Source organism: Micromonospora saelicesensis (assembly GCF_900091575.1).
In the GTDB taxonomy this organism is placed as follows: Bacteria; Actinomycetota; Actinomycetes; order Mycobacteriales; family Micromonosporaceae; genus Micromonospora; species Micromonospora saelicesensis.
In genome coordinates, this window is record NZ_FMCR01000006.1 from 469,891 (window position 1) to 494,727 (window position 24,837).

General features: G+C 69.7%; 22 protein-coding genes. 10 read left to right on the forward strand and 12 right to left on the reverse strand.

All coding sequences use genetic code 11. The annotated features are described in order from the left end of the window. Nucleotides 1-130 precede the first annotated feature (130 nt). Nucleotides 131-991 (reverse strand): bifunctional methylenetetrahydrofolate dehydrogenase/methenyltetrahydrofolate cyclohydrolase, encoded by an 861-nt coding sequence (locus GA0070561_RS26195; RefSeq protein ID WP_091406333.1) that lies wholly within the window; start codon nt 989-991, stop codon nt 131-133. A 481-nt stretch (nt 992-1,472) separates the two neighbouring features. Between GA0070561_RS26195 and GA0070561_RS26200 the strand changes: the two genes are divergently transcribed. From GA0070561_RS26200 to GA0070561_RS26220, 5 genes are all read left to right on the forward strand, one after another. After that, nucleotides 1,473-3,074, forward strand: coding sequence for a peptide ABC transporter substrate-binding protein (locus tag GA0070561_RS26200; protein ID WP_091406335.1), 1,602 nt, complete (start codon nt 1,473-1,475; stop codon nt 3,072-3,074). A 197-nt stretch (nt 3,075-3,271) separates the two neighbouring features. Beyond that, nucleotides 3,272-4,210, forward strand: a complete 939-nt coding sequence (locus tag GA0070561_RS26205) for an ABC transporter permease (protein ID WP_091406336.1) — start codon at nt 3,272-3,274, stop codon at nt 4,208-4,210. Next, the gene (locus GA0070561_RS26210; protein WP_091406338.1) at nt 4,203-5,159 is read left to right on the forward strand and encodes an ABC transporter permease; all 957 of its coding nucleotides are present in this window, start codon (nt 4,203-4,205) and stop codon (nt 5,157-5,159) included. The genes GA0070561_RS26205 and GA0070561_RS26210 overlap by 8 nt, the downstream gene beginning before the upstream one ends. 7 nt (nt 5,160-5,166) lie before the next feature. Next, nucleotides 5,167-6,198: an ABC transporter ATP-binding protein gene (locus tag GA0070561_RS26215; protein WP_091406340.1), complete on the forward strand. Its 1,032-nt coding sequence runs from the start codon at nt 5,167-5,169 to the stop codon at nt 6,196-6,198. After that, nucleotides 6,179-7,213, forward strand: coding sequence for an ABC transporter ATP-binding protein (locus GA0070561_RS26220; protein WP_091406342.1), 1,035 nt, complete (start codon nt 6,179-6,181; stop codon nt 7,211-7,213). The genes GA0070561_RS26215 and GA0070561_RS26220 overlap by 20 nt, the downstream gene beginning before the upstream one ends. A 97-nt stretch (nt 7,214-7,310) precedes the next feature. Here the strand turns inward: GA0070561_RS26220 and purH are convergent, their stop codons facing one another. Together purH and purN are read right to left on the reverse strand one after the other, a co-directional pair. Next, entirely contained in the window at nt 7,311-8,882 is a 1,572-nt protein-coding gene (gene purH / locus GA0070561_RS26225; RefSeq protein ID WP_091406344.1) for a bifunctional phosphoribosylaminoimidazolecarboxamide formyltransferase/IMP cyclohydrolase, read from the reverse strand. Continuing rightward, a complete protein-coding gene (gene purN, locus GA0070561_RS26230) occupies nt 8,879-9,499 on the reverse strand; it encodes a phosphoribosylglycinamide formyltransferase (protein ID WP_091406347.1) in 621 nt (206 codons plus the stop codon). Before purN ends, purH begins: the two co-directional genes overlap by 4 nt. A gap of 287 nt (nt 9,500-9,786) precedes the next feature. Here purN and GA0070561_RS26235 point away from each other — a divergent pair, with 287 nt between their 5' ends. Continuing rightward, nucleotides 9,787-10,338: a DUF4190 domain-containing protein gene (locus tag GA0070561_RS26235; protein WP_091406350.1), complete on the forward strand. Its 552-nt coding sequence runs from the start codon at nt 9,787-9,789 to the stop codon at nt 10,336-10,338. Between the two features lie 97 nt (nt 10,339-10,435). Here GA0070561_RS26235 and GA0070561_RS26240 read toward each other — a convergent pair whose 3' ends face one another. Further along, on the reverse strand, nt 10,436-11,746 hold the full coding sequence (locus GA0070561_RS26240; protein WP_091406352.1) for a cell division protein PerM: 1,311 nt from the start codon (nt 11,744-11,746) through the stop codon (nt 10,436-10,438). A gap of 200 nt (nt 11,747-11,946) precedes the next feature. Here GA0070561_RS26240 and GA0070561_RS26245 point away from each other — a divergent pair, with 200 nt between their 5' ends. After that, nucleotides 11,947-12,213 carry a hypothetical protein gene (locus tag GA0070561_RS26245; protein ID WP_091406354.1) on the forward strand — a complete coding sequence of 89 codons (267 nt, stop codon included), beginning with the start codon at nt 11,947-11,949 and terminating at the stop codon, nt 12,211-12,213. Between the two features lie 73 nt (nt 12,214-12,286). Here GA0070561_RS26245 and sucD read toward each other — a convergent pair whose 3' ends face one another. From sucD to icmB, 3 genes are all read right to left on the reverse strand, one after another. Next, the gene (sucD, locus tag GA0070561_RS26250; RefSeq protein ID WP_030337831.1) at nt 12,287-13,174 is read right to left on the reverse strand and encodes a succinate--CoA ligase subunit alpha; all 888 of its coding nucleotides are present in this window, start codon (nt 13,172-13,174) and stop codon (nt 12,287-12,289) included. A gap of 2 nt (nt 13,175-13,176) precedes the next feature. Continuing rightward, complete coding sequence (sucC, locus tag GA0070561_RS26255) at nt 13,177-14,355, reverse strand: ADP-forming succinate--CoA ligase subunit beta (protein WP_091406357.1); 1,179 nt, start codon at nt 14,353-14,355, stop codon at nt 13,177-13,179. Between the two features lie 432 nt (nt 14,356-14,787). Further along, nucleotides 14,788-15,192, reverse strand: a complete 405-nt coding sequence (gene icmB / locus GA0070561_RS26260; RefSeq protein ID WP_030491849.1) for a coenzyme B12-dependent isobutyryl CoA mutase small subunit — start codon at nt 15,190-15,192, stop codon at nt 14,788-14,790. Between the two features lie 486 nt (nt 15,193-15,678). Between icmB and GA0070561_RS26265 the strand changes: the two genes are divergently transcribed. Together GA0070561_RS26265 and GA0070561_RS26270 are read left to right on the forward strand one after the other, a co-directional pair. Beyond that, nucleotides 15,679-16,386: a M23 family metallopeptidase gene (locus tag GA0070561_RS26265; protein ID WP_091406360.1), complete on the forward strand. Its 708-nt coding sequence runs from the start codon at nt 15,679-15,681 to the stop codon at nt 16,384-16,386. A 273-nt stretch (nt 16,387-16,659) separates the two neighbouring features. Then, nucleotides 16,660-17,430: a M23 family metallopeptidase gene (locus tag GA0070561_RS26270; RefSeq protein ID WP_091406363.1), complete on the forward strand. Its 771-nt coding sequence runs from the start codon at nt 16,660-16,662 to the stop codon at nt 17,428-17,430. Nucleotides 17,431-17,535: 105 nt separating this feature from the next. On the opposite strand, the gene pcrA is transcribed toward GA0070561_RS26270, so the two are convergent. After that, a complete protein-coding gene (gene pcrA, locus GA0070561_RS26275) occupies nt 17,536-19,941 on the reverse strand; it encodes a DNA helicase PcrA (RefSeq protein ID WP_091406365.1) in 2,406 nt (801 codons plus the stop codon). A gap of 326 nt (nt 19,942-20,267) precedes the next feature. Between pcrA and GA0070561_RS26280 the strand changes: the two genes are divergently transcribed. Continuing rightward, nucleotides 20,268-20,657 carry a chorismate mutase gene (locus GA0070561_RS26280; protein ID WP_091406368.1) on the forward strand — a complete coding sequence of 130 codons (390 nt, stop codon included), beginning with the start codon at nt 20,268-20,270 and terminating at the stop codon, nt 20,655-20,657. A gap of 168 nt (nt 20,658-20,825) precedes the next feature. On the opposite strand, the gene GA0070561_RS26285 is transcribed toward GA0070561_RS26280, so the two are convergent. From GA0070561_RS26285 to GA0070561_RS26300, 4 genes are read right to left on the reverse strand one after another with little or no spacing between them, the layout of a single operon-like run. Then, the gene (locus GA0070561_RS26285; RefSeq protein ID WP_091406370.1) at nt 20,826-21,839 is read right to left on the reverse strand and encodes an ABC transporter ATP-binding protein; all 1,014 of its coding nucleotides are present in this window, start codon (nt 21,837-21,839) and stop codon (nt 20,826-20,828) included. Next, nucleotides 21,832-22,860, reverse strand: coding sequence for an ABC transporter ATP-binding protein (locus GA0070561_RS26290; protein ID WP_091406372.1), 1,029 nt, complete (start codon nt 22,858-22,860; stop codon nt 21,832-21,834). Before GA0070561_RS26290 ends, GA0070561_RS26285 begins: the two co-directional genes overlap by 8 nt. Before the next feature lie 26 nt (nt 22,861-22,886). Then, on the reverse strand, nt 22,887-23,855 hold the full coding sequence (locus GA0070561_RS26295) for an ABC transporter permease (protein ID WP_091406374.1): 969 nt from the start codon (nt 23,853-23,855) through the stop codon (nt 22,887-22,889). Beyond that, nucleotides 23,848-24,774 carry an ABC transporter permease gene (locus GA0070561_RS26300; RefSeq protein ID WP_091406376.1) on the reverse strand — a complete coding sequence of 309 codons (927 nt, stop codon included), beginning with the start codon at nt 24,772-24,774 and terminating at the stop codon, nt 23,848-23,850. Before GA0070561_RS26300 ends, GA0070561_RS26295 begins: the two co-directional genes overlap by 8 nt. Nucleotides 24,775-24,837: the final 63 nt, after the last annotated feature.

A 24,837-nucleotide genomic window follows, 5' to 3' on the forward strand; every position in this document is an offset into this window, starting at 1 on the left:
ACTCCCTGATACCAGTCGGTTTTCCGGACCGTATCAGTCATCCTGGCACCGATCAGGCCAGGGGCGGCGGCCATCGCCGGGATGGGGTGAACGTCACCGCCGTCCTGGTTCGACGCCACCGAGGTGCGGGTCAGCCGCGCTCGGCGCGCTCGACGACGTTGGTGAGCAGCATGGCCCGGGTCATCGGGCCCACACCGCCGGGCATGGGGACCAGCGCGCCGGCCGTCTCAACCACCTCCGGGTCCACGTCGCCGGTGTAGCGGCCCTTGCCGTCCGCGCCGATCACGCGGGTGATGCCGACGTCCACCACCACCGCACCGGGGTTGATCATGTCGGCGGTGAGCAGACCCGGTACGCCGGCCGCGACGATGACGATGTCCGCGGCCCGGGTGTGCGAGGCGAGGTCCAGGGTGCCGGTGTGGCAGAGGGTGACAGTGGCGTTCTCGCTGCGCCTGGTGAGCAGCAGGCCGAGCGGTCGGCCAACCGTGTTGCCGCGACCGACCACCGCGACGGTGGCCCCGCGCAGCGCCACGTCGTGCCGGCGGAGCAGCTCGACGATGCCGCGCGGCGTGCACGGCAGCGGACCGTCGTAGCCGAGCACGAGCCGACCCAGGTTGACCGGGTGCAGGCCGTCGGCGTCCTTGTCCGGGTCGATCAACTCAAGCACCCGCTGGGTGTCGAGGTGGGCCGGCAGCGGCAGTTGAACGATGTAGCCGTGGCACGCCGGGTCGGCGTTGAGCTCGGCTAGTACGTCGTCGACCTGCTGTTGGGTGGCGTCGGCCGGCAGTTCGCGGCGGATCGAGGCGATGCCCACCTCCGCGCAGTCGCGGTGCTTGCCGTTGACGTACGCCTGGCTGCCCGGGTCCGCACCGACCAGGACCGTGCCGAGCCCGGGGGTGATGCCGCGTTCCGCGAGTGCCTTCACCCGGATGCGCAGCTCGTCCTTGATCTCCGCTGCGGTTGCCTTGCCGTCCAGAAGCGTCGCCGTCACGACCAGATCGTCTCACGGCCACCGCCCGCGGATCAGACGACCTCGCTCGGGCCGTCGCCGCGCTGTGCGGTGGGGCGGCGACCGGACGGGCCGGGCCAGGGTGGGACGAGAGCCACTGAAGTCACCGTGCGTGAGGTGTTGCTAGTCACTTTCGGTGACAATTTGTGGGTTCGATCACGGTCGAACCAGACAGACCGGGCCGGTTCTGCGGAGACCGGACGGCCGCCCCAGGCAGCGCGGCGACGGCCGAGCAGGGGCGAACACGTCGTCAACCTTCGTGGTTTCCGCAGTTCAACGTCGATAAACCCGGTTTGGTGTAGCAGGTTCACTCGCCCCCGACAAGGAAGGCAACCCCGGACCGTTACCCACCCGCAACCGCGTCGTTGTCGAAGGCTCGTCGCCGACCTACCGTTACGGCTTGTTGCGCAGCGTAACCCAGCGTCGGGCCTGACTGCGCAGCGTGAGGAGATGAGGAGGCTCAATGCGAGTTCGTAGACTCGCCGCCTGGACCGCCCTCCCGCTCGCGGTGACGCTGGGCCTCGCGGCCTGCGGCAGCGGCGGAGACGGTGGATCCGGTGGCAGCGACAGTTCGGTGGTCAGCATTCAGATCGCCGAGCCGAAGCACCTGGTTCCCACAAACACCACCGAGACGTCCGGTGCACAGGTGCTCACCGGCCTGTTCAGCCCGCTCGTCGACTACGACGCCCAGAACAAGCCGTACGAGGTCGCCGCGCAGTCGATCACCTCGTCCGACAACAAGGTCTGGACGATCAAGCTCAAGGACGGCTTCACCTTCCACAACGGTGAGAAGGTCACGTCCGAGGACTACATCAACGCGTGGAACTACGGCGCGTACGCCCCGAACGGCCAGGACAGCAACTTCTTCTTCGAGAAGATCGCTGGCTACGCCGACCTGCAGGGCAAGGCGCCGAAGGCCAAGGAGATGTCCGGCCTGAAGAAGGTCGACGACCTCACCTTCACCGCGACGCTCTCCGAGCCGTACATCGACTTCAAGACGACGCTGGGCTACACCGCGTTCTACCCGATGCCGGACGCCGCGTTCTCGGCTCCGGGCGTGCTCAAGGACTCCTACGAGCAGGCGCCGATCGGGCAGGGCCCCTTCAAGATGAAGGGCGCCTGGCAGCACGACAGCAAGATCGACGTCGAGCGCTACGACGCGTACCCGGGCGAGAAGCCCAAGGTCAAGAACATCGAGTTCCGGATCTACCAGCAGCTCACCGCGGCCTACGCGGACGTCCTTGCGGACAACCTGGACGTGCTGCCCACGATCCCGACCGAGAGCCTGAGCACCGCGCCGAGCGACCTGGGCGACCGGTACAAGACCAGCCCGATGTCGTCGTTCCAGTTCCTCGCGTTCCCGACGTTCGACAAGGACTACAGCAGCCCGGACGTGCGCAAGGCCATCTCGATGGCGATCGACCGTGACGAGATCACCAAGTCGGTCTTCAAGGGTTCGCAGACGCCGGCTCGTTCCTTCGTCTCGCCGGTCCTGCCGGGCTACCGGGAGAACACCGCGGGCAAGGCCGGCGAGTTCAACCCGACCGAGGCCAAGAAGCTCTACCAGGCCGCCGGCGGTCCGTCGAAGATCGTCATCTCGTACAACGGCGACGGCGGGCACAAGGACTGGGTCGACGCCACTGTCAACCAGCTCAAGGCCAACCTGGGCGTGGACGCGGTCGGCTCGGCCGAGCCGAAGTTCGCCGACCTGCTGACCAAGGTCGAGAAGAAGACGCCGGTGGGTGCGTTCCGGATGGGTTGGGTCATGGACTACCCGACCATGGAGGACTACCTCGGCCCGCTGTACAGCACGAACGGCTCGTCGAACTACTACGGGTACAGCAACCCGGAGTTCGACAAGCTGGTCAAGGAGGGTTCCGCCGCCAAGACGCAGGACGAGGCGATCGCCAAGTACCGGCAGGCGGAGGACATCCTGGCCAAGGACATGCCGGTGATCCCGCTCCGCTTCGGCGAGAACGTGTTCGGCCACTCGTCCAAGGTCAAGAACGTGGAGATGGACCTGTTCCAGCGGGTCAACCTCGTCAAGATCGAAGCAGCCAGCTGAGCTGACCATGGTGCGGGCCACCCGGGCGACGAAGCCCGGGTGGCCCGGACCGCACCACCGGGGCCGGGTCGCAGCAGCGGACCCGGCGTCGGTGGTGCCGGCTCCCCCGGGCCGGACGGCACGTCTCGGATATTTCGGGTACGACCAGAGATGCCGTCCTGCGACCCTTTCGCACATTTCCGGAGAGACTGCTAAGCATGTTCCGCTACATCCTGCGGCGCCTACTGCAGATGGTCCTGGCGTTCTTCGGGACCACCCTGATCGTCTACGCGCTGACATTCGCCGGGCAGGGCGACCCGATCCAGGCGCTCGCCGGCGAACGGCCGGTGACGCCAGCGCAGCGGGCCTACCTCACCGAGAAGTACAACCTGGATCAGACGGGCGTCGGCGGCTTCTTCTACCGCTACTTCGACTACGTGAAGGACCTGCTCCAGGGCAACCTGGGCGAGTCGCTCACCGGTCGGAGCATCGGTGACATCCTCCAGCAGGCCTGGCCGGTCACCGTGCGGCTCGCGCTCATCGCGCTCGCCGTGGCGATCATCTTCGGTGTCACCGCCGGGGTCCTCGCCGGCATCCGCCGGGCCAGCATCTTCGACAACTCGACGCTGGTGCTGACCCTGCTCGTGCTGGGCATCCCGACCATCGTGCTGGCGCCGCTGGCGCAGTACTTCCTGGGCGTCAAGTGGCAGCTCTTCCCACCCACCGCCGGCTCCGACCCGACGTTCTACGCGCTCCTGCTGCCGGGCATCGTGCTCGGCTCGCTGTCGCTGGCCACCGCCCTACGACTCACCCGGGCCTCGGTGGCGGAGAACCTGCGCGCGGACTACGTCCGGACCGCCCGGTCCAAGGGCCTGGTCAAGCGGCGCATCGTCGTCGTCCACGTGCTGCGCAACTCGCTGATCCCGGTGGTCACCTTCCTCGGTGTGGAACTGGGCAACCTGATGAGCGGCGCGATCATCACCGAGGGCGTCTTCAACATCCCCGGCGTGGGCTTCAACCTCTTCCGCGGCATCCGCACCGAGGACGGCCCCCTGGTGGTGGGCATCGTCAGCGTGCTCGTCGTGGTCTACCTGGTCTCGAACCTGGTGGTGGACGTCCTGTACGCCGTACTCGACCCGAGGATCCGCTATGAGTGACTTTGAGACTGTGGCGGCCACCGAGAACCAGGCCGCGCGACGTGGCCCCTCGGGGGAGCCTGGCACGCCCAACCAGGTCGGCGCCGCGAACAAGCCCCGCAGCCTGGCCGGGGACGCCTGGCGCGACCTGCGCCGCAACCCGATCTTCTGGATCTCGCTGGCGCTGGTCGTCATCTTCACCTTGATGGCGCTGCTCCCCGGGGTCTTCACCGCCAACAGCCCGAACGACTGCCTGCTCTCCCGGCAACACGCCGGGCCGTCCGGCGGGGCCATCTTCGGGTACGACTTCCAGGGCTGCGACACGTACTCCCGGGCGGTCTACGGCACCCGGGCGTCGCTGCTGGTCGGCGCGCTCGCCGCGCTCGGCACCGGAATCATCGCGCTGGTGATCGGCATGTTGGCCGGTTACTTCGGCCGCTGGGTCGACGCGGTGCTCTCCCGGGTGATCGACGTGGTGCTCGGCATTCCGCTGCTGCTGGCCGCGATCGTGCTGCTCAAGCGGGTGTCCAGTGACAGCCAGTGGGCTCGGATCGGCGCTGTCGTCTTCGTGTTGGCTCTTCTCGGCTGGACCACCGCCGCCCGCGTGGTCCGGTCCTCGGTGATCACCGCGAAGGAGCAGGACTACGTCGCGGCGGCCCGGATGCTCGGTGCCGGCAACAGCCGGATCATGTGGCGGCACATTCTGCCGAACTCGCTGGCCCCGGCGATCGTCGTACTGACCATCGCGCTCGGCTCGTTCATCGCGGCCGAGGCGACGCTCTCCTTCCTCGGCATCGGCCTGAAGGCGCCCACCATCTCGTGGGGGCAGGACATCGACACCGGCCGGATCCACATGCGGGAGGCGGCCACCCCGTTGATCGTCCCGTCGGCCTTCCTGGCGCTGACCGTGCTGGCGTTCATCATGCTCGGCGACGCGATCCGTGACGCCTTCGACCCGAAGCTGCGGTGAGAACACCATGACCGTCAATCCAACTCCCGCCTCCGCCACACCCGAGGGCGGTCACCTGCTGGAATTGCGGGACCTGCACGTCGAGTTTCGCACCAACGAGGGCGTCGCCCGGGTGATCAACGGTGTGTCGTACCACCTGGACGCCGGCGAGACCCTTGCCGTGCTCGGCGAATCCGGCTCGGGCAAGTCGGTCACCGCCCAGGCGATCATGGGCATCCTGGACACCCCGCCCGCGTTCGTCCGCTCCGGCCAGATCCTCTACAAGGGTGAGGACCTGCTCACCCGCTCCGAGGAGCAGCGCCGGCAGGTACGCGGCAAGGAGATCGCGATGATCTTCCAGGACGCGCTCTCCGCCCTCAACCCGGTCTTCCCGGTCGGCTGGCAGATCGGTGAGACGCTGCGCCAGCGCGCCGGCATGTCCCGAGCCGACGCTCGACGTCGTGCCGTCGAGCTGATGGATCTGGTCAAGATCCCGGGTGCCGCCAAGCGGATCGGCGACTACCCGCACCAGTTCTCCGGCGGCATGCGGCAGCGCGTCATGATCGCCATGGCGTTGGCGCTGGACCCGAAGGTGCTGATCGCCGACGAGCCCACCACGGCCCTCGACGTGACAGTGCAGGCCCAGATCATGGACCTGCTGGCCGACCTGCGCCGGGAACTCAACATGGCGATGATCCTGATCACCCACGACCTGGGTGTGGTCGCCGGTGTCGCGGATCGGATCGCGGTCATGTACGCCGGCCGGATCGTCGAGCACGCCGACGTCCGCTCGCTCTACAAGGCGCCCGCCCACCCGTACACCAAGGGGTTGTTGGAGTCGATTCCGCGCCTGGACGTCCGCGGCCAGGAACTGTCGACGATCAAGGGGTTGCCGCCGAACCTGATGCGCATCCCGTCCGGCTGCCCGTTCCACCCCCGGTGCCCCTACGTCCAGCAGGTCTGCGTGGACGAGGTGCCGCACGACCTGGTCCTCGGCGACGGCCGGACCAGCGCTTGCCACTTCGCGCAGGAGGTCCGTGATGACAGCGTCGCCCGCTAACCCCACCAAGGTCCGCGGCGAGACCATCCTCTCCGTCGACAACCTGGTGAAGCACTTCCCGATCACCCAGGGCGTGCTGTTCCAGCGGCAGATCGGGGCGGTGAAGGCCGTCGACGGGGTGAGCTTCGAGCTGCGTCGGGGCGAGACGCTCGGCGTGGTCGGCGAGTCCGGCTGCGGCAAGTCCACCCTCGCCCGGCTGCTGATGCGGTTGGAGACGCCCACCTCCGGACGCGCCACCCTGGAGGGCAAGGACCTGTTCAAGGCTTCCGGCGGCGAGCTGCGCCGGCTTCGCCGCAACATGCAGATGGTGATGCAGGACCCGTACACCTCGCTGAACCCGCGGATGACCGTCGGCGACATCATCGGCGAGCCGTTCGAGATCCACCCGGATGCCGCGCCGAAGGGCAGCAAGGCCAAGCGGGTCCAGGAGCTGCTGGACCTGGTCGGGCTCAACCCGGAGCACATCAACCGGTACCCGCACCAGTTCTCCGGTGGTCAGCGTCAGCGCATCGGCATCGCCCGCGCCCTCGCGCTGAAGCCCGAGGTGATCGTCTGCGACGAGCCGGTGTCGGCGCTGGACGTCTCCATCCAGGCCCAGGTGATCAATCTGCTCAAGCAGTTGCAGGGCGAGCTGGGGCTCTCGTACATCTTCATCGCGCACGACCTGTCCGTGGTGCGGCACATCGCCGACCGCGTCGCGGTGATGTACCTCGGTCGGATCGTCGAGATCGGCACCGAGGACGAGATCTACGAGCGGGCCACCCACCCGTACACCCAGGCTCTGCTCTCTGCCGTGCCGGTGCCGGACCCGGAGGCCCGCGACCAGCGCAACATGATCCGGCTGGTCGGCGACGTGCCCAGCCCGGCCGACCCGCCGAGCGGGTGCCACTTCCGGACCCGCTGCTGGAAGGCCCAGGACATCTGCGCCGTCGAAGACCCGGCAACGGTCCCGAGAGCGGCGGACCCCCACCCATCCGCCTGCCACTTCGCCGAACTCCGCCCCACCCCGGCCTGACCGGCCCAGACCCCTGCTGTTGATCATGAAGTTATTGCCCTGACACGCCGACGTGCAGGGCAATAACTTCATGATCGACGGGGTCGAGCCCCGGGGGTTAGTGGAAAAAGTGGCGGGTTCCGGTTAGGTACATCGTTACGTTGGCCTTCTTGGCCGCCTCGATGACTTCTTCGTCGCGGATGGAGCCGCCGGGCTGCACGATGGCGCGGACGCCGGCGTCGATGAGGATCTGCGGGCCGTCGGCGAACGGGAAGAACGCGTCCGAGGCGGCGACCGAGCCGCGGGCCCGGTCGGCACCGGCGCGGCTGACCGCGAGCTGCGCCGAGTCGACCCGGTTGACCTGACCCATGCCCACGCCGACGGTGGCGCCGTCCTTGGCGAGCAGGATCGCGTTGCTCTTCACCGCGCGGACCGCCCGCCAGGCGAACGCGAGGTCCCGCAGCAGCTCCTCGTCGGCGGCCTCGCCGGTCGCCAACTGCCAGTTGGCCGGGTCGTCGCCGGGTGCGTTCACCCGGTCGGCGACCTGGGCCAGCACGCCACCGGTCACCGGCCGCAACTCCACCAGCGCCGGCTTCCAGGCCGGTGCCCGCAGCAGCCGGATGTTCTTCTTGCCCTGCAACACCTCGACCGCGCCCTCGTCGAAGCCGGGGGCGACCACCACCTCGGTGAAGATCTCGGCGACCTGCCGGGCCAGCTCGAGCGAGACCGACCGGTTGACAGCGATGACGCCGCCGTACGCCGACACCGGGTCGCAGGCGTGCGCCAGGCGGTGCGCCTCGGCGACGTCCGCGCCGACCGCGATTCCGCACGGGTTGGCGTGCTTGATGATCGCCACCGCCGGCTGGTCGACGAAGTCGTTAGCGGCCCGCCAGGCGGCGTCGGCGTCGACGTAGTTGTTGTAGGACATCTCCTTGCCGTGCAACTGCTCGGCCTGGGCCAGCCCGGCCGGGGCGTCCGGGTCGGTGTAGAGCGCGGCCGGCTGGTGCGGGTTCTCGCCGTAGCGCAGCGCTGTCGACTTGCGCAGCGCCAGCCCCGCGAACTGCGGCCACCAGTCGTCGGCGGGTGCCAGCTCCCGAGCACACCACTGGGCCACCGCGACGTCGTACTCGGCGATGTCGGCGAACGCCCGGGCGGCCAGCGCGCGACGCTGGGCCAGTGTGAAGCCACCCTCGCTGAGCGCGCCCAGCAGCGCCGGGTAACCGGCCGGGTCGGTGAGTACGGCGACCGAGGCGTGATTCTTGGCGGCGGCCCGCACCATGGCCGGGCCACCGATGTCGATCTGCTCCACGCACTCCTCGACGTCGGCGCCGGAGGCGACTGTCGCCTGGAAGGGGTAGAGGTTGGAGACCAGCAGGTCGAACGCCGCCACGCCCAGCTCGTCGAGCTGTGCCACGTGCGTGTCCTTCCGCAGGTCCGCGAGGAGACCCGCGTGCACCTTCGGGTGCAGGGTCTTCACCCGGCCGTCGAGCACCTCGGGGAACCCGGTCACCGTCTCCACCGGCGTCACCGGCACCCCGGCGGCGGCGATGGTGCCCGCCGTGCTGCCGGTGGACACGATCTCCACACCGGCCGCGTGCAGGGCCTGAGCCAGCTCAACCAGCCCGGTCTTGTCGTAGACGCTGACCAGCGCCCGCCTGATCGGGCGGCGCCCGTCCTGAGTGGGACTCACGGAACCGTGACCTTCCTTCCGGTGATGGTCCAGCCTTCGCGGACCAGCCGACCGACCTGCTCGACGAGCTGGCGTCGCTCGGCTTCCTTGATGCGCTCGGTGAGCGTGTCGACGTCGTCGTCGTCCAGCACCGGCACCGCTACCTGCGCGACGATCGGCCCGGTGTCCATGCCGGCGTCGACGAAGAAGAGGGTGGCTCCGGTGAGCTTCACGCCGTAGGCGAGGGCGTCACGCGGGCCGTGGATGCCGGGAAACGCCGGCAGCAGCGTGTTGTGGGTGTTCAGGTAGCGGTCGCCGAAGGCAGCGAGGAAGTGCGGGCCGACCAGCTTGAGGAAACCGGCGGAGATGACCAGGTCGGGTTGGTGCTTCGCGACGTGCGCGGTGAGCGCGCGGTCCCAGTCCTCCCGGGTGTCGTGGTCGCGGACCCGCTCGACGAAGGTCGGCACCCCCGCGGCGTCGGCCCGGTCCAGGCCCGCGATGCCGTCGCGGTCCGCGCCGACCGCGACGACCTGTGCGCCGTACGCGGGGTCGGCGGCGGCATCCAGCAGCGACTGAAGGTTGCTCCCGGAGCCGGAGATGAGGACGACGATGCGGGCGACAGGCGCGGGCTCGGTCACCGGGCCACCCTATCGGGCAGGTCAGGGACGCCCTTCGACTGGGCGGTGTGCCGATCTTCGACAGTGCCGACGTGCGTCGACCCGATACGCTGCCGCTCGCTCGGGCCGAACGCCGCGCCGGCCCACACCGCCCCTGATCCGGCACACGAAGCGGTCGACAAGGGCCTTTTGCCTGCTTTGAAAGATATGTCGTCCTGTTGCTGTACTGGGCTTTGGGAGGACTGACCGCGATCATGGATGGAAACAAAGAGCACCAACTGACGGAACCAGTCCAAGGAGCTTCTCGAATGCAGCCCGGTAACCCCGGTCAGGACCCGTACGGCCAGCAGCCCAACCAGGACCCGACCGCTCCCCAGCCGCCGGCCGCCCCGTACGGCCAGCAGCCCACCTCCGGCCAGCCGTACGGTCAGCAGCCGCAGGACCCGTACGCCGCGCCGCAGGCCCCGTACGGTCAGCAGCCCACCTCGGGGCAGCCGTACGGTCAGCAGCCGCCGCACCAGGACCCGTACGCGCAGCAGCAGCCCCCGTACGGCGCCCCGAACTACCCGAACGCCGGGTACCCGCAGGCACAGGGGCAGAACAACACCCTCGGCCTGGTGGCGCTGATCCTCGGTATCGCGTCGATCCCTCTGGCCTGCTGCGCCATCCTGGGCATCCCGGTCGGCATCGGGGCCCTGGTGACCGGCTACCTGGGCAAGCAGAAGGCTGCCCAGGGGCAGGCCAGCAACGCCGGCCAGGCCAAGGCCGGCCTGATCTGTGGTGCGGTCGGCGTCGCGCTCGGCATCATCTCGATCATCTTGAGCGTTGTGCTGAACGTCAACCTGCCCGCCCAGCCCTGACGGGCTCGGATTCGACGGGGCGCTCCGGGTTCGCCCGGGGCGCCCCGCGCTCGTCTACCGAGCGGGACCGCGGGTCAACGCCCGGGTGGCAGCGGCTCTACTGCGCGGGACTGCGGGTCAGCTGCGCGGGACTGCGGGTCAGCGCCCGGGTGGCGGCGGCGCCGAGCAGCGTGCCGACCGCGATGACACCGGCCGCCACCGCCCCGACCTGCCAACCCACCGGGCCGACCTGGGACAGCCGACCGGCGCCGAGTGGCCCGCCGGAGACCGCCGCGGCCGCACCGAGCACCACCCCGGCCACCGGCCCGGCCAGCACCGCCGGCGCCAGCAACTCGGCCCAGCGCTGCGCAGCCCGCTCCGGCACGGCGAGCCGAGCCACCCGCCGGGCGAGCAGCCAACCGGCGACCATCCCGGCCAGCACCGGCACCGCGAGCAGCAGGGCGCCGAAGCCGTCCACCGGGCCACGCGGCAGGCCAGCGAGCAGCGGCACGGCCGGCAGCGCGCCGACCGACACCTCGCTGGTACGGACCGCGGTGTCGGTCCCCACCGCGAACCCCGGCCCGAGCAGGTAACTGGTCGACCAGACCGCCGCGTTGGGCGCGTACGCGACGCTGACCAGGGTGATGCCGGCCTGCCCGGCGACCCCGGTCCGGTACGCCCCGATCATGTCGGCGGCGTCGCCGCCGCCGGTGGCCACCGCCAGGCCGGCGGCGCCCGCGCCCGCGCCGAGCAGCAGCAGCCCGGCCACCAGGCCGGTGCGAACGCCGTCGCGCACCGGGCCGGGAAGCCGGGTGACGAGCAGCCGGGTCACGGCGGTGATCCGGACCGCGCCGACCAGCGCGGCGAGTGTGCCGACCGCCGCGAACGTGGCGCCCGCCCGGATCAGCGACACATTGGGCCCACCCGTGCCGACCAGCACCGCCGCGAGCGCGCCGAGCAGCGCGTACGCGACACCGACCGCCACCGCGGCGAGCAGTGCCCGGCGCGGTGAGCGGGTGTCGCGGGCACCGATCGCGCGGCTGACGTGCACGCCGGCGCGGGTCAGCCGCCAGAGCGCGAGCACGGTCAGCGCCAGCGGGGCGAGCCCGAGCGGCCCGGTCTCGGTGTGCAGCGGCACGCCGTGCCCGAGCAGCCAGCCGGCCAGCGCGGTGCGCAGGGTGCCGGTCACTGTGGTGCCATCCGCGCCGAGCTGCACCAGGCCGAGCACGATGGCGACCGGCAGGTACGAGGTGAGGGCGGCCCAGCAGGCGGCCACCCCGGCGGCGACTGGCAACGGCGCCCGCCCGCGCGGCGACCCGCCCGCGCGGGGCGCGGGCACCCGCCGGGCCGGTGCGGCACGGTCGACCGGCCGGTCGTCGGCGCTCACACCGCCGGGACGGCTGGGACGGTCAGGGGTGACGGGGGACATCCGCTCTACTCTGGCACGTCGCGCGGGCGGTGGCAGTCCGTTAACCCCTCCTAAGGTCGGCGAGTTCACCGAACCGACGTCCTGCCCACCCGGGCCGGTCTAGCCTCGGCCCTGAGGGGGCGCGAGTCGCCGCCACCCGGGACGGGCCCGCCGGTCGCGGTCCGGGCCGGCACGTCGCCCATGACCGCTCGGAGGACGCTGTGACGACGCCATACCCGCCTCCCCCACCGCCACCGGCCCAGGGACGCGACCGAACCACCCTCTGGGGCGTGCTGGGCATCGTGCTGGGGCTGATCTGCTGCGGCATCTTCGGCATCGTCTTCGGCTACCTGTCCATCCGCGACGCCCGGCGGTACGGGCAGTCCCCGCTGCTCGGTTACCTCGCCATCGCGTTCGGCGTGATCAACATCATCGGCGGGGCGATCCTGCGCTCGACCGGCAACTACCCGTTCTGGAACAACGACTGACCAGCGCGGAGCGCGCGTACGCCGAAGGGGGTCGACCGTGACCGGTCGACCCCCTTCGTACTGCCTGGCCGGCTCAGCTGCCGGACATGATCTCCCGCATCAGCTTCGCGGTCTCGGTCGGCGTCTTGCCGACCTTGACGCCGACGGCCTCCAGCGCCGCCTGCTTCGCCTCGGCGGTACCGGCCGAGCCGGAGATGATCGCCCCGGCGTGACCCATGGTCTTGCCGGGCGGAGCGGTGAAGCCGGCGATGTAGCCGACCACCGGCTTGGTGACGTTGGCCTTGATGAACTCGGCGGCCCGCTCCTCGGCGTCGCCACCGATCTCACCGATCATGACGATGGCGTCGGTCTCCGGGTCGGCCTCGAACGCCGCGAGGGCGTCGATGTGGGTGGTCCCGATGATCGGGTCACCGCCGATGCCGACGCAGGTGGAGAAACCGATGTCGCGCAGCTCGTACATCATCTGGTAGGTCAGCGTGCCGCTCTTGCTGACCAGGCCGATCCGGCCGGAGCCGGTGATGTCGGCCGGGATGATGCCGGCGTTGGACGCGCCCGGCGAGGCGATGCCCGGGCAGTTCGGCCCGATGATCCGGGTCCGCTCGCCCTGCGCCACGTTGTACGCCCAGAACGACGCGGTGTCGTGCACCGGGACGCCCTCGGTGATCACCACGGCCAGCGGGATCGCGGCGTCGATCGCCTCGACCACGGCGGCCTTGGTGAACTGCGGCGGCACGAAGATGACCGTGACGTCGGCCCCGGTCTCGGCCATCGCGTCCGCGACGGACGCGAAGACCGGCAGCTCGGTGCCGTCGAAGTCGACAGTCTGGCCCGCCTTGCGCGGGTTGACGCCACCGACCACGTTGGTGCCGGCGGCCAGCATCCGCCGGGTGTGCTTGGAACCCTCGGAACCGGTCATCCCCTGGACGATGACCTTCGAGTCCTTGGTCAGCCAGATAGCCATGATCAGACCCCCGCAGCTGCCAGCTCGGCGGCCCGCTCGGCCGCACCGTCCATGGTGTCCACCCGCTGCACGAGCGGGTTGTTCGCGCTGTCCAGGATGGCCCGGCCAGCCTCGGCGTTGTTGCCGTCGAGACGGACGACGAGCGGCTTGGTGACCTGCTCGCCGCGCTGCTCCAGCAGGGCCAGCGCCTGGATGATGCCGTTGGCGACCTCGTCGCAGGCGGTGATGCCGCCGAAGACGTTGACGAAGACGCTCTTCACGGCCGGGTCGGAGAGCACGATCTCCAGCCCGTTCGCCATCACCGCGGCGCTCGCGCCGCCGCCGATGTCGAGGAAGTTGGCCGGCTTGACGTTGCCGTGCCGCTCACCGGCGTACGCGACCACGTCGAGGGTCGACATGACCAGACCCGCGCCGTTGCCGATGATGCCGACCTCGCCGTCGAGCTTGACGTAGTTGAGGTCCTTGGCCTTGGCGGCCTGCTCCAGCGGGTCCACGGCGGCCTGGTCGACCAGCGCCTCGTGGTCCGGGTGCCGGAACGCGGCGTTCTCGTCCAGGCTGATCTTGGCGTCGAGCAGGAGCATCCGGCCGTCGCCGTTCTTGGCGAGCGGGTTGACCTCGACCAGGGTGGCGTCCTCGGCGACGAACGCCTGCCACAGGCCGACGGCGATCTCGACCACCTGGTCGGCGACCTCGGCCGGGAAGCCGGCGGCGGTCACGATCTCGCGGGCCTTGGCCTCGTCCACGCCCTTCACGGCGTCGATCGGGGCCTTCACGACCTTGTCGGGGGTCTCGGCGGCGACCTGCTCGATGTCCATGCCGCCGGCGACGCTGGCGATGCAGAGGAAGGTGCGGTTCGCCCGGTCGAGCAGGTACGAGAAGTAGTACTCCTCGGCCACGTCCGCGGTCACCGTGATCATGACCTTGTGGACGGTGTGACCCTTGATGTCCATGCCGAGGATGTCGGTGGCACGGGCCACCGCCTCATCCGGGCCCTCGGCCAGCTTGACGCCGCCGGCCTTACCTCGGCCGCCGACCTTTACCTGCGCCTTGACGACCACACGGCCGCCAAGACGTTCGGCGATCGCGCGGGCCTCTTCCGGGGTAGTGGCGACGCCGCCGGCCAGCACGGGCAAGCCGTGCCGCTCGAACAGGTCCCGCCCCTGGTACTCGTACAGGTCCACGATTGCGCGTCCCGTCCCGTCTCCGCGGCGCGCCGTCGCGCCGCCACCAGCGTTCAGAAAACAGTTTGACGCCTGTCATCAGTTGAAACAGGCCATTGGCCGCAGCCTAGCGAGGTCGGCACCACCGGCAACCGAGCGGGTGCACGGTGTGCGGTAATGCACAACCGGACATCAGGTGTGGCCGGTTTCCGGCCATGACGCGGGTGGCATCCACCGTCCGGGCGATGTTGTCCGGCTTGCGTAACCCTGCCGTGGAGGCGTCGTTGAGTCAGATGTCGGAGCGCCGAACAGCGCAATGACGGGATACGGCCGATGCCCTGTCGGTCGAGGGGTGGCGGCGGGGCATCGTGCATAGAGGGGCCGGACGTGTGAGGGGTGCGTCCGGCCCCTCCCCCGTGCCCAAAACTCGGTGACGCAGCAGATCGGCGTGCCTCAGGAAACCGGCTGGGCCACGTTCTGTCGGACCCACTCGACAATCGCCTGGGTGGTGGCGCCCGGCGTGAAGATCTTCGCGACGCCCAGCTTCTCCAACTCGGGAATGTCGCCGTTCGGAATGATGCCGCCACCGAACACGACGATGTCGCGGGCGTCCCGCTCACCGAGCAGTTCCAGCACCCGTCGGAAGAGCGTCATGTGCGCCCCGGAGAGCACTGACAGGCCGACCGCGTCGGCGTCCTCCTGGATGGCGGTCTCCACGATCTGCTCGGGAGTCTGGTGCAGGCCGGTGTAGACGACCTCCATCCCGGCATCCCGCAGGGCGCGCGCGACGACCTTCGCGCCCCGGTCGTGGCCGTCCAGGCCGGGCTTGGCGACGACGACCCGAATACGAGAGCTCATCAGCGCACACCTTTCACCGGCTTGACCGCCATGACCTTAACGAACGGTAACCCGGCGGGCCCGGCCCGGGAAATCCGGGCTCTGCCACCGGTCGTTACCCGGCGTGTCCACCCGGCAACCCGGAGAACTCCGACCCACCCCCATGCCGGCCTCACCGCCGCCGCGCCGCTGGCAGGGCCGGGGACACCATCCCGGCACCGTTCGGAGTCAAGCCGGACGACTCCGCCGGAACGGTCACGCTCGGCGACGAACGGGCAGCGACGGGGGCACCGTTCGGCGTCGCGATGCATGACAATCAGGGACGCAAACGGACAGACCGACACGCCAATTTTTCGGTCTAGCTTGTGACTCGCCTGGCGGTTGGCTAACGTGTCCACGGTTGTCATCAGGTCCATGGACGGGTGACGACGCGGTCAGCGGACGTTTCACTGGAGTTCCAGGGGATGCCCACCGGCCGCTTCGGAACCCCGACAACGGAGGGTGTGCGTGCGCCAGCGCCTGTCGTCTGAGCCCGATCGATATCGCGGTCGCCGCCGCGTACCCACCCCACCCCGCAGCCGTTACGCCGCTGTCGTCACCACCGCGTTCGTCGGTGCCGGCATCGTGGCCCTCGGCGCGAGCGCCCTGCCGGACGCCAAGGACGTCAGCCCGACGGTCCTCGACGAGCTCAAGCAGGCGTCGGTCACCAGCCAGGACGTCGCGGCCCGTTCGGAGAACGCCGACCGCGCCTCCCGGGACAGCCGCAGCAAGGACAGCGCCGAGCCCGAGGTCTGGCTGCTGCCGCTACAGGGCTACGACTTCAACTCCCCGTACGGGATGCGCTGGGGCAAGCTGCACACCGGCGTGGACCTCGTCGCCGGCGAAGGCACGCCCTACGTGGCGATCCACGACGGGTTGGTCACCAAGGCCGGCTGGTTCGGCGGGTACGGCAACGCGGTGATCGTCCAGCACGCCGACGGCAGCGAGGCCATCTACGGCCACTCCTCCGCGGTGAGCGTCAAGGAAGGCCAGCAGATCAAGGCGGGCGACCAGCTCGGCCTCGTGGGTCAGACCGGCCACGCGTACGGCACCCACCTGCACCTGGAGATCCATGTCAAGGGGCAGCCGATCGACCCGGTGCCGTTCCTCCAGGAGCGCGGAGTGGACATCAAGCTGCAAGTCGAGGCAATCTACAGCGAGGTAGCCGCCTCCTGACGATGCGTAACGACCGTTGACCGCCCGGATCTGTCGATCCGGGCGGTTTTGCGTTGGGCGGTCACGGCGGATGTATCCCGGGTCACAGTGTCGAATGTGACCGACGGCACCCACCAACATGATCACTTTTCCGGATGTAGCGCCGCACAGCGGGTCATATCCGGGCAGCCGATCGTCCGCTCTCCGTCCGAGGGTTCGGTCCCCGCGCCCACCCCACCTCGGCCCGACACCAGTATTTCGAGGTCAAGTGCCCCTCGACTGTGAAGGTCCGCCGTGCAGGAAGACAGCCCCGTCCAGAACGAGAACACCCCCGACACCAGCGAGACCGCGCCGCCGCAGCGCACCGGCCGACGGAACCGCCTCATCGTGCTCGGGGCCGCCGCCCTGGTAGCCCTCGGCCTCGGTGGTGTCGCCGTCGCCACCAGCGGCACCGACCACCCGGCCCCCGCCGCCGTCTCCCTCGACACCCAGGCCCGGGCCGAGGCCGCGAGCCGGGCCGACCGCTCGGTCCGTGAGTCGAGCACCCCGGTCGCCCCCTCGCTCAGCCCGACGCCCAGCCCGTCGACGGTCAGCGCCAGCCCGACCCCCGCGAAGACGGCCGCCGCGAAGGCCAAGCCGAAGCCGAAAAAGACCACCAGGCCCACGCCCGCCTGGGTCGACCCGATGCCGGGCGCAGCCGTCACGTCCTGCTACGGGCAGCGCTGGGGCACCCTGCACGCCGGTATCGACCTGGCGCTGCCGTCCGGTACGCCGATCCACGCTGCGGCCGCCGGCACCGTGACCCAGGCCGGCGACGCCTCCGACGGGTACGGCAACTCCGTCTTCATCGACCACGGCAACGGCTACCTGACCCACTACGCCCACCAGAGCCGCATCGCGGTCACCGTCGGGCAGAAGGTCAAGGCCGGCCAGGTCATCGGCTACGAGGGCGCCACCGGCGATGCCACCGGCCCGCACCTGCACTTCGAGGTGCACCAGGGCATGTGGAACCAGATCGACCCGGCCCCGTTCATGCGGTCCCGCGGCGTCGACCTGGGCTGCTGAGGCGACGTCCGGGCGCGGTCCGGGCGCAACATCAAGGAAAGAGTGGCCTCAGCGGTACGCGAGGCCACTCTTTCCTTGATCTAGCACGATCTTGGGACGACGGGGTCAGAGCTTGTCGACCGGGGCGTGCCGGAGCACCAGCCACATGGTCTGGTCGCCGAAATCGATCTGCGCGCGGGCACCCGGGCCGTGCCCCTCGACGGCGAGCACCCGCCCCAGCCCGTACCGCTGATGGTTGACCCGGTCGCCCGCGGACACCTTCGGCCCCTGCGGCAGCTCACTGGCGGTGGTCAGCCGGCTGGCGTCCACGCCGAGCCGCTGCGCCAACTGGGCCGCCTTCGGCGTACCCCCGGTGAAGTTGCCACGCGCGCCGGGCGCGCGGTCCGCGCGGCCACCGACGCCGCCGCCCCCGCCAGCCCACGAGGTGTACGACCCTTCGGTGCGCTCCCAGTGCACCAACTCGCTCGGCAGCTCCTCCAGAAAGCGTGACGGCGGGTTGTAGGACGGCTGCCCCCAGGCCGAGCGGGTCACCGCCCGGGACATGTAGAGCCGCTGTCGGGCACGGGTGATGCCGACGTACGCCAGTCGGCGCTCCTCCTCCAACTCGCGGGTGTCGCCCAGCGAGCGCAGGTGCGGGAAGACGCCGTCCTCCAGCCCGGTCAGGAAGACCACCGGGAATTCCAGCCCCTTGGCGGTGTGCAGCGTCATCAGGGTGACCACGCCCTGGTGGTCGGGGTCGTCGGAGGGGATCTGGTCCGCGTCGGCGACCAGCGCCACCTGCTCCAGGAAGCCGGCCAGAGTGGCCCGCTCCCCCTCCTCGCCCAGCGCCTCGATCCGCTCGGTGTACTCGCGGGCGACGCTGACCAGCTCCTGGAGGTTGTCCACCCGGCCGGCGTCCTGCGGGTCCAGGCTTTCCTCCAGCTCGGTGAGGTAGCCGGAACGGGTCAGCAGCGCCTCCAGCACCTCCTCCGGGGTGCCGGTCTCGGCCAGCTCGCGGGCGCCGTCGAGCAGCGCCACGAAGTCCGCGATGCCGTTGGCCGCCCGACTGGAGATGCCCGGAGCCTCTCGGGCCCGCCGCAGCGCCGCGCCGAAGGAGATCCGGTCGCGGCTGGAGAGCGCCTCGACACACGCCTCGGCGCGGTCGCCGATCCCCCGGCGCGGGGTGTTGAGCACCCGCCGCAGGCTCACCGTGTCGTCGTCGTTGACCACCGAACGCAGGTACGCCAGGGCGTCGCGGACCTCCTTGCGCTCGTAGAAGCGCACCCCGCCGACCACCTTGTAGGGCAGGCCGACCCGGATGAACACCTCCTCGAAGACGCGGGACTGCGCGTTGGTCCGGTAGAAGACGGCGACGTCGCCGGGGCGGGTCTCGTCGGCGTCGACCAGCCGGTCGATCTCCCGGGCCACCCAGTCGGCCTCGGCGTGCTCGGTGTCGGCCACGTAGCCGACGATCTGCTCGCCGGCGCCGGCCTCGCTCCACAGTCGCTTGGGTTTGCGGGAGGTGTTGCGGTCGATCACCGCGTTGGCCGCGTTGAGGATGGTCTGGGTGGAGCGGTAGTTCTGCTCCAGCAGGATCGTCCGAGCGTCGGTGAAGTCCCGTTCGAACTCCAGGATGTTGCGGATCGTCGCACCCCGGAACGCGTAGATCGACTGGTCGGCGTCGCCGACCACGCACAGCTCGGCGGGCTCCAGCCCGTCGGTGCCGGAGACCAGCTCCTTGATCAGGACGTACTGGGCGTGGTTCGTGTCCTGGTATTCGTCGACCAGCACGTGCCGGAACCGTCGGCGGTAGCTCTCCGCGACGTGCGGGTGGGACTGGAGCAGGTGCACCGTGGTCATGATCAGGTCGTCGAAGTCCAGGGCGTGTGCCTCGCGCAGCCGACGCTGGTAGAGCGTGTACGCCTCGGCCAGCGCCCGCTCGTTGGGCCCGGTGGCCCGCGCCGCGAACTGCTCCGGGTCGACCAGCTCGTTCTTGAGGTTGGAGACCTGGGCGGCCAGCCCACGCGCCGGGTAGCGCTTCGGGTCGAGATCCAGCTCGCGGGTTACCAACTGCATCAACCGGCGGGAGTCGTCCGCGTCGTAGATCGAGAATGTCGACTTGAGGCCGGCGTGCTCGTGCTCGGCACGCAGGATCCGCACGCAGGCCGAGTGGAACGTCGACACCCACATCAGGCGGGCCCGTGGGCCCACCAGCGCGGCGACGCGCTCCTTCATCTCGCCGGCGGCCTTGTTGGTGAAGGTGATCGCGATGATCTCGCCGGGGTGCACGTCCCGAGCGGCGAGCAGGTAGGCGATCCGGTGCGTGAGCACCCGGGTCTTGCCGGACCCGGCGCCGGCCACGATCAGCAGCGGCGAGCCAGCATGGCTGACGGCGTCGCGCTGCGGCCCGTTGAGCCCGGCGAGCAGCTGCTGCGGATCGAGGCGCGCGGCGGCCGCCCCGGGTCGGTGCGGGCGGGCCGGCGCGGACTCCGGCGCAGGCGGGGACGCGGGGATGTCGAAGAGAGGATGCATCGCCCGACAAGTCTATGCCGCAGGCCGGACACTGCGCCTCTGGCGCTCAGCAGCTCGTGCCCGACGGCGCGCACCACCACCCGGCACGCCCACCGGCGGGAAAGGTGCCCTTCGCGACGCGGAATGCTTGCGCACCCGGCAACGACGTGGGCATACTCGACGGCGTGATCGCTGCGCGCTTCTACTTTTACTATGGCACCGGGAGTCCGGCTGCCGTAGGTCGCGCCTGATCGATTCAGACCTGCTAAAGCCCCGGGCTCCTGGAGTCCGGGGCTTTTTCCGTCCCAGGTTCCGGGCACCGGGCACCACAGTGCGAGAGGTACCCGATGATGACAGGCGTGATGGAGCAGAGCGGCAGCCCGAACCGACCGGGGCAGCCCGCAGCGCAGGGGGCTGAGGCGGCGGTGGCCGCAGCACCGACGGGTGCGGACGCCGAGCCGGCCGAGCAGCAGACCGGCACCCAGGAGCCGTCCGCCTCGGCGCGGATCGTGCAGATCAGGGAACGGATCGACGAGATCGACCACGCGTTGATCACGCTCTGGCAGGAGCGGGCCGCGTTGTCCCAGGAGGTCGGCGCGACCCGGATGGCGTCCGGTGGGACCCGCCTGGTGCTTTCCCGGGAACGGGAGATCCTGGAGCGTTTCCGCGTCGCGCTCGGTGCCGACGGCACCCAGCTGGCCCTGCTGCTGCTCCGCGCGGGCCGCGGCCCGCTGTGAGCCGCCTCAGCCCGCGCTGAACCGGGCCACGGCTCCCTGGTGAGCACACCGCCCATCGTGCTTGCTGACGCCGCCTGGGCGGCCAGACGCCGCGCGGCCGATCCGGGTCACGAACAGACGAAACCGCCTGCCGTCGTCGTGGTGACGGCGGCAGGCGGTTTCGGTGACTCACACCTCGTGGGTGGCGACGATCTCGCGCTTCTCCGCGAAGTGGCAGGCGCTCGGGTGGTCCGAGCCCCGCCGGATCTCCAGCAACGGGACCTGCTCGGCGCAGACGTCCTGCGCCTTCCAGCAGCGGGTCCGGAACCGGCAGCCCGAGGGCGGGCTGATCGGCGACGGCACGTCACCCGTGAGCCGGATGATCGTCTTGTTGTTCCGCTGGGTCGGGTCCGGCACCGGCACCGCGGAGAGCAGAGCCTGGGTGTACGGGTGGGTCGGTCGCTCGTAGATCTCGTCCTCGGTGCCGATCTCGACGATCTTGCCGAGGTACATCACCGCCACCCGGTCCGACAGGTGGCGGACCACCGACAGGTCGTGCGCGATGAAGACGTACGAGAGGCCGAACTCGCCCTGCAACTGCTCCAGCAGGTTCATGACCTGAGCCTGGATGGAGACGTCCAGCGCCGACACCGGCTCGTCGCAGACGATGATCTCCGGCCGCAGCGCGAGCGCGCGGGCGATGCCGATGCGCTGACGCTGACCGCCGGAGAACTGGTGCGGGTACCGGTTGATGTGCTCCGGGTTGAGCCCGACCAGGTCGAGCAGTTCGCGGACCTTGGCCCGGCGGCTGCCCTTCGGCGCCACCTCGGGGTGAATCTCGAACGGCTCACCGAGCAGGTCACCGACGGTCATCCGCGGGTTCAGCGAGGTGTACGGGTCCTGCATCACCAGCTGGATCTGCCGGCGCAGACGCCGCAGCGCCCCACCGGACAGCTTGGAGATGTCCTGGCCCTTGTAGACCACGTTGCCGGCGGTCGGCTTCTCCAGGTTCATCAGCACCCGGGCGAGCGTCGACTTGCCGCAGCCGGACTCGCCGACCACACCGAGGGTCTCTCCGGCGCGCAGACCGAACGAGACCCCGTCGACCGCCTTGACCTGACCAACGGTCTTCTTGAACACCACACCCTGCGTGACGGGGTAGTGCTTGACCAGGTCATTGACCTCGAGGATGTTCTCAGACACGGTTCACCAGCTCCTCGGCGAAGTGGCAGGCGCTGGCCCGCGCGGGGCCGACCTGCAGCAGCGGCGGGACCTTCTCCCGGCACACCGGCTGAGCCATCGGGCACCGCGGGTTGAACGGGCAGCCCGGCGGGATGTTCATCAGGTTCGGCGGGAGGCCCTTGATCGTCCGGAGCTGCTGCCCCTTCTCGTCGAGGCGCGGGATCGAGTCGATCAGACCCAGCGTGTACGGGTGCGCCGGCTTGGCGTACAGCTCGTACACGTCGGCTTCCTCAACGATCCGGCCCGCGTACATGACCGCGATCCGGTCCGCGACGTCGGCGACCACGCCGAGGTCGTGGGTGATCAGGATCATGCCCATCTGCCGCTCGCGCTGAAGCTCGGCCAGCAGGTCCATGATCTGGGCCTGCACGGTCACGTCGAGGGCGGTGGTCGGCTCGTCCGCGATCAGCACCTCGGGGTCGAGCGCCAGCGACATCGCGATCATCGCGCGCTGCCGCATACCACCGGAGAACTGGTGCGGGTAGTTGTTGAACCGGCCCTTGGCGTTCGGGATCTTGACCTGGTCGAGCATGTCGATCGCGCGCTTCTTGGCCTCCGCGCGACCCATGCCCCGCCGGACCCGGAACTGCTCGGCGATCTGGAACCCGACGGTGAAGACGGGGTTCAGCGCGGAGAGCGCGTCCTGGAAGATCATCGCGATGCCCTCGCCGCGGATGCGGCGGCGCTCCTCGTCGGACATGCGGAGCATGTCCTTGCCGTGGAAGCGGACCTGCCCACCGGTGACGAAGCCGGGCGGCGTGTCGAGGATGCCCATGATGGTCTGCGCGGTGACGCTCTTACCGGAGCCGGACTCGCCGAGCACGGCGAGGGTCTCCCCCGCGTCGACGTGGTACGTGACCCCGTTGATGACCTTTGCGACGCCGTCCCGGGTGCGGAACTCCACCCGCAGGTCGTCGACCTCGAGCAGGCGGCCGGAGGGACGCCCGGACCCGCCGGGTCCCGGCGCTGACTGCTCGGACACGAGAATGTCGGACAACTGGATCTCCCCTAGCGGAGTTTCGGATCGAGGGCCTCGCGGACCGACTCACCGAGCATCACGAAGCTCAGCACTGCGGTGACGAGGAACGCGGCGGGGAAGAACACCAGCCCCGGCGCGACCCGGACGAACTGCTGCCCATCACTGATCATGATGCCCCAGGACACCACCGGCGACTTCAGACCGACGCCCAGGAACGACAGGGTGGCCTCGGCGCCGATGAACGAGCCGACCATGATCGTGCCGTAGACCAGCAGCGGGGCCAGGCAGTTCGGCAGCAGGTGCTTGAGGATGATCCGGCCGGTGCCGGCACCCAGTGCGCGGGCCGCCACGATGTAGTCGGCCTCCTTGGTGGCGAGCACCGAGGAGCGCATCAGCCGCATCACGACGGGCCAGCTCAGCACGATCAGTGACGCGATCACCAGGCCCATGATCTGGGCCTTGCTGTTGCCGGCGCCCGACCCGTTGAAGGTGGTCAGGATGACGATCGCGCCGAGCACGAAGGGCAGACCGAAGAACACGTCGGCGATCCGGCTGAGCAGCGCGTCCACCCAGCCACCGCGGTAACCGGAGATGATGCCCATGGTTCCGCCGATGAGCAGGGTGCCCATTACGGAGAGCACGGCGACCACGATGGAGGCCCGTGCGCCGTAGATGACCCGGGCGTAGACGTCGCGGCCCTGCACGTCGTAGCCGAACCAGCCATTGGCGGACGGCTTGTCGAGGCTGCGGGACAGCGAGCCGTTGACCGCGTCGCCCGGAGCGAACAGCGCCGGGAAGGCCGCCATCAACAGGAAGATCACGATCAGCGTGGCCGAGATCCAGAACAGTGGCTTGCGCCGCAGATCCCGCCAGGCGTCGGCGAGCAGGCCGCGCGGCTTCTCGTTGCTCTGCGGCTGGCCCGCGGTGGCGGGTGCGGCGGAGTCGGTGGGGTGTGCGCCAGGGGTACTGACGATCGATGCGGTACTCGGGTCACTCATAACGGATCCTCGGGTCCAGGGCGGCGTAGAGCAGGTCAACCAGCAGGTTCATCACGAGATAGACCAGCACCAGGACGACCACGATTCCTACCACCGTGGCGCTTTCCTTGGTGATGATCGCCCGGAAGACCTGGCGGCCGATTCCGTTGATGCCGAAGATTCCCTCGGTGACGATCGCGCCACCCATCAGGGCACCCAGGTCGGTACCGAGCAGGGTCACCACCGGGATGAGCGAGTTGCGCAGCAGGTGCACGCCGACCACCCGGCGCATCGGCAGGCCCTTGGCGATGGCGGTGCGCACGTAGTCCGCGCGACGGTTCTCGGCGATGCTCGTTCGTGCCACCCGGGCGATGTACGCCACTGACGCGCTGCCCAGCACGAAGCCCGGCACGATCAACTCGGACCACCGCATCTCGGAGGAGACGGTCGGCTTGATGATGCCCCACTGAACACCCAGCAGCCACTGCAGCACGAAGCCGACCACGAAGACCGGCAGCGCGATCAGGAAGAGGGTGGAGACCAGGACCAGGTTGTCCAGGAAGCCGTTGCGCCGCAGACCGGACAGCACGCCGGCGCCGAGGCCGATGATCGCCTCGATGGCGAGCGCCACGAGGGCCAGCTTCAGGGTGTTCGGGTACGAAGTCAGGATGATGTCGCTGATCTCGCGCTGCGAGAACGTCTGACCGAAGTCGCCCTGGAGCAGGTTCTTCATGTAGTTGGCGTACTGCACGAAGACGTTCTGGTCGAGGTGGTACTTCTCGGTCATGAAGGCGATGTACTGGTCCGGGCAGCGACGCTCACCGCACTTGCCGGCGAACGGATCGCCCGGAACGGCCCAGACGAGCCAGTAGATCAGGAACGTCGTACCGATGAAGACCGGCACGAGTTGGAGCAGCCGTCTCAACAGATAACGGCCCATGGGGTGGTCCTCCAGACAGGGGGCGCGTCGGACGGCCGACACGGTGGTGACAACGTGCGAGTG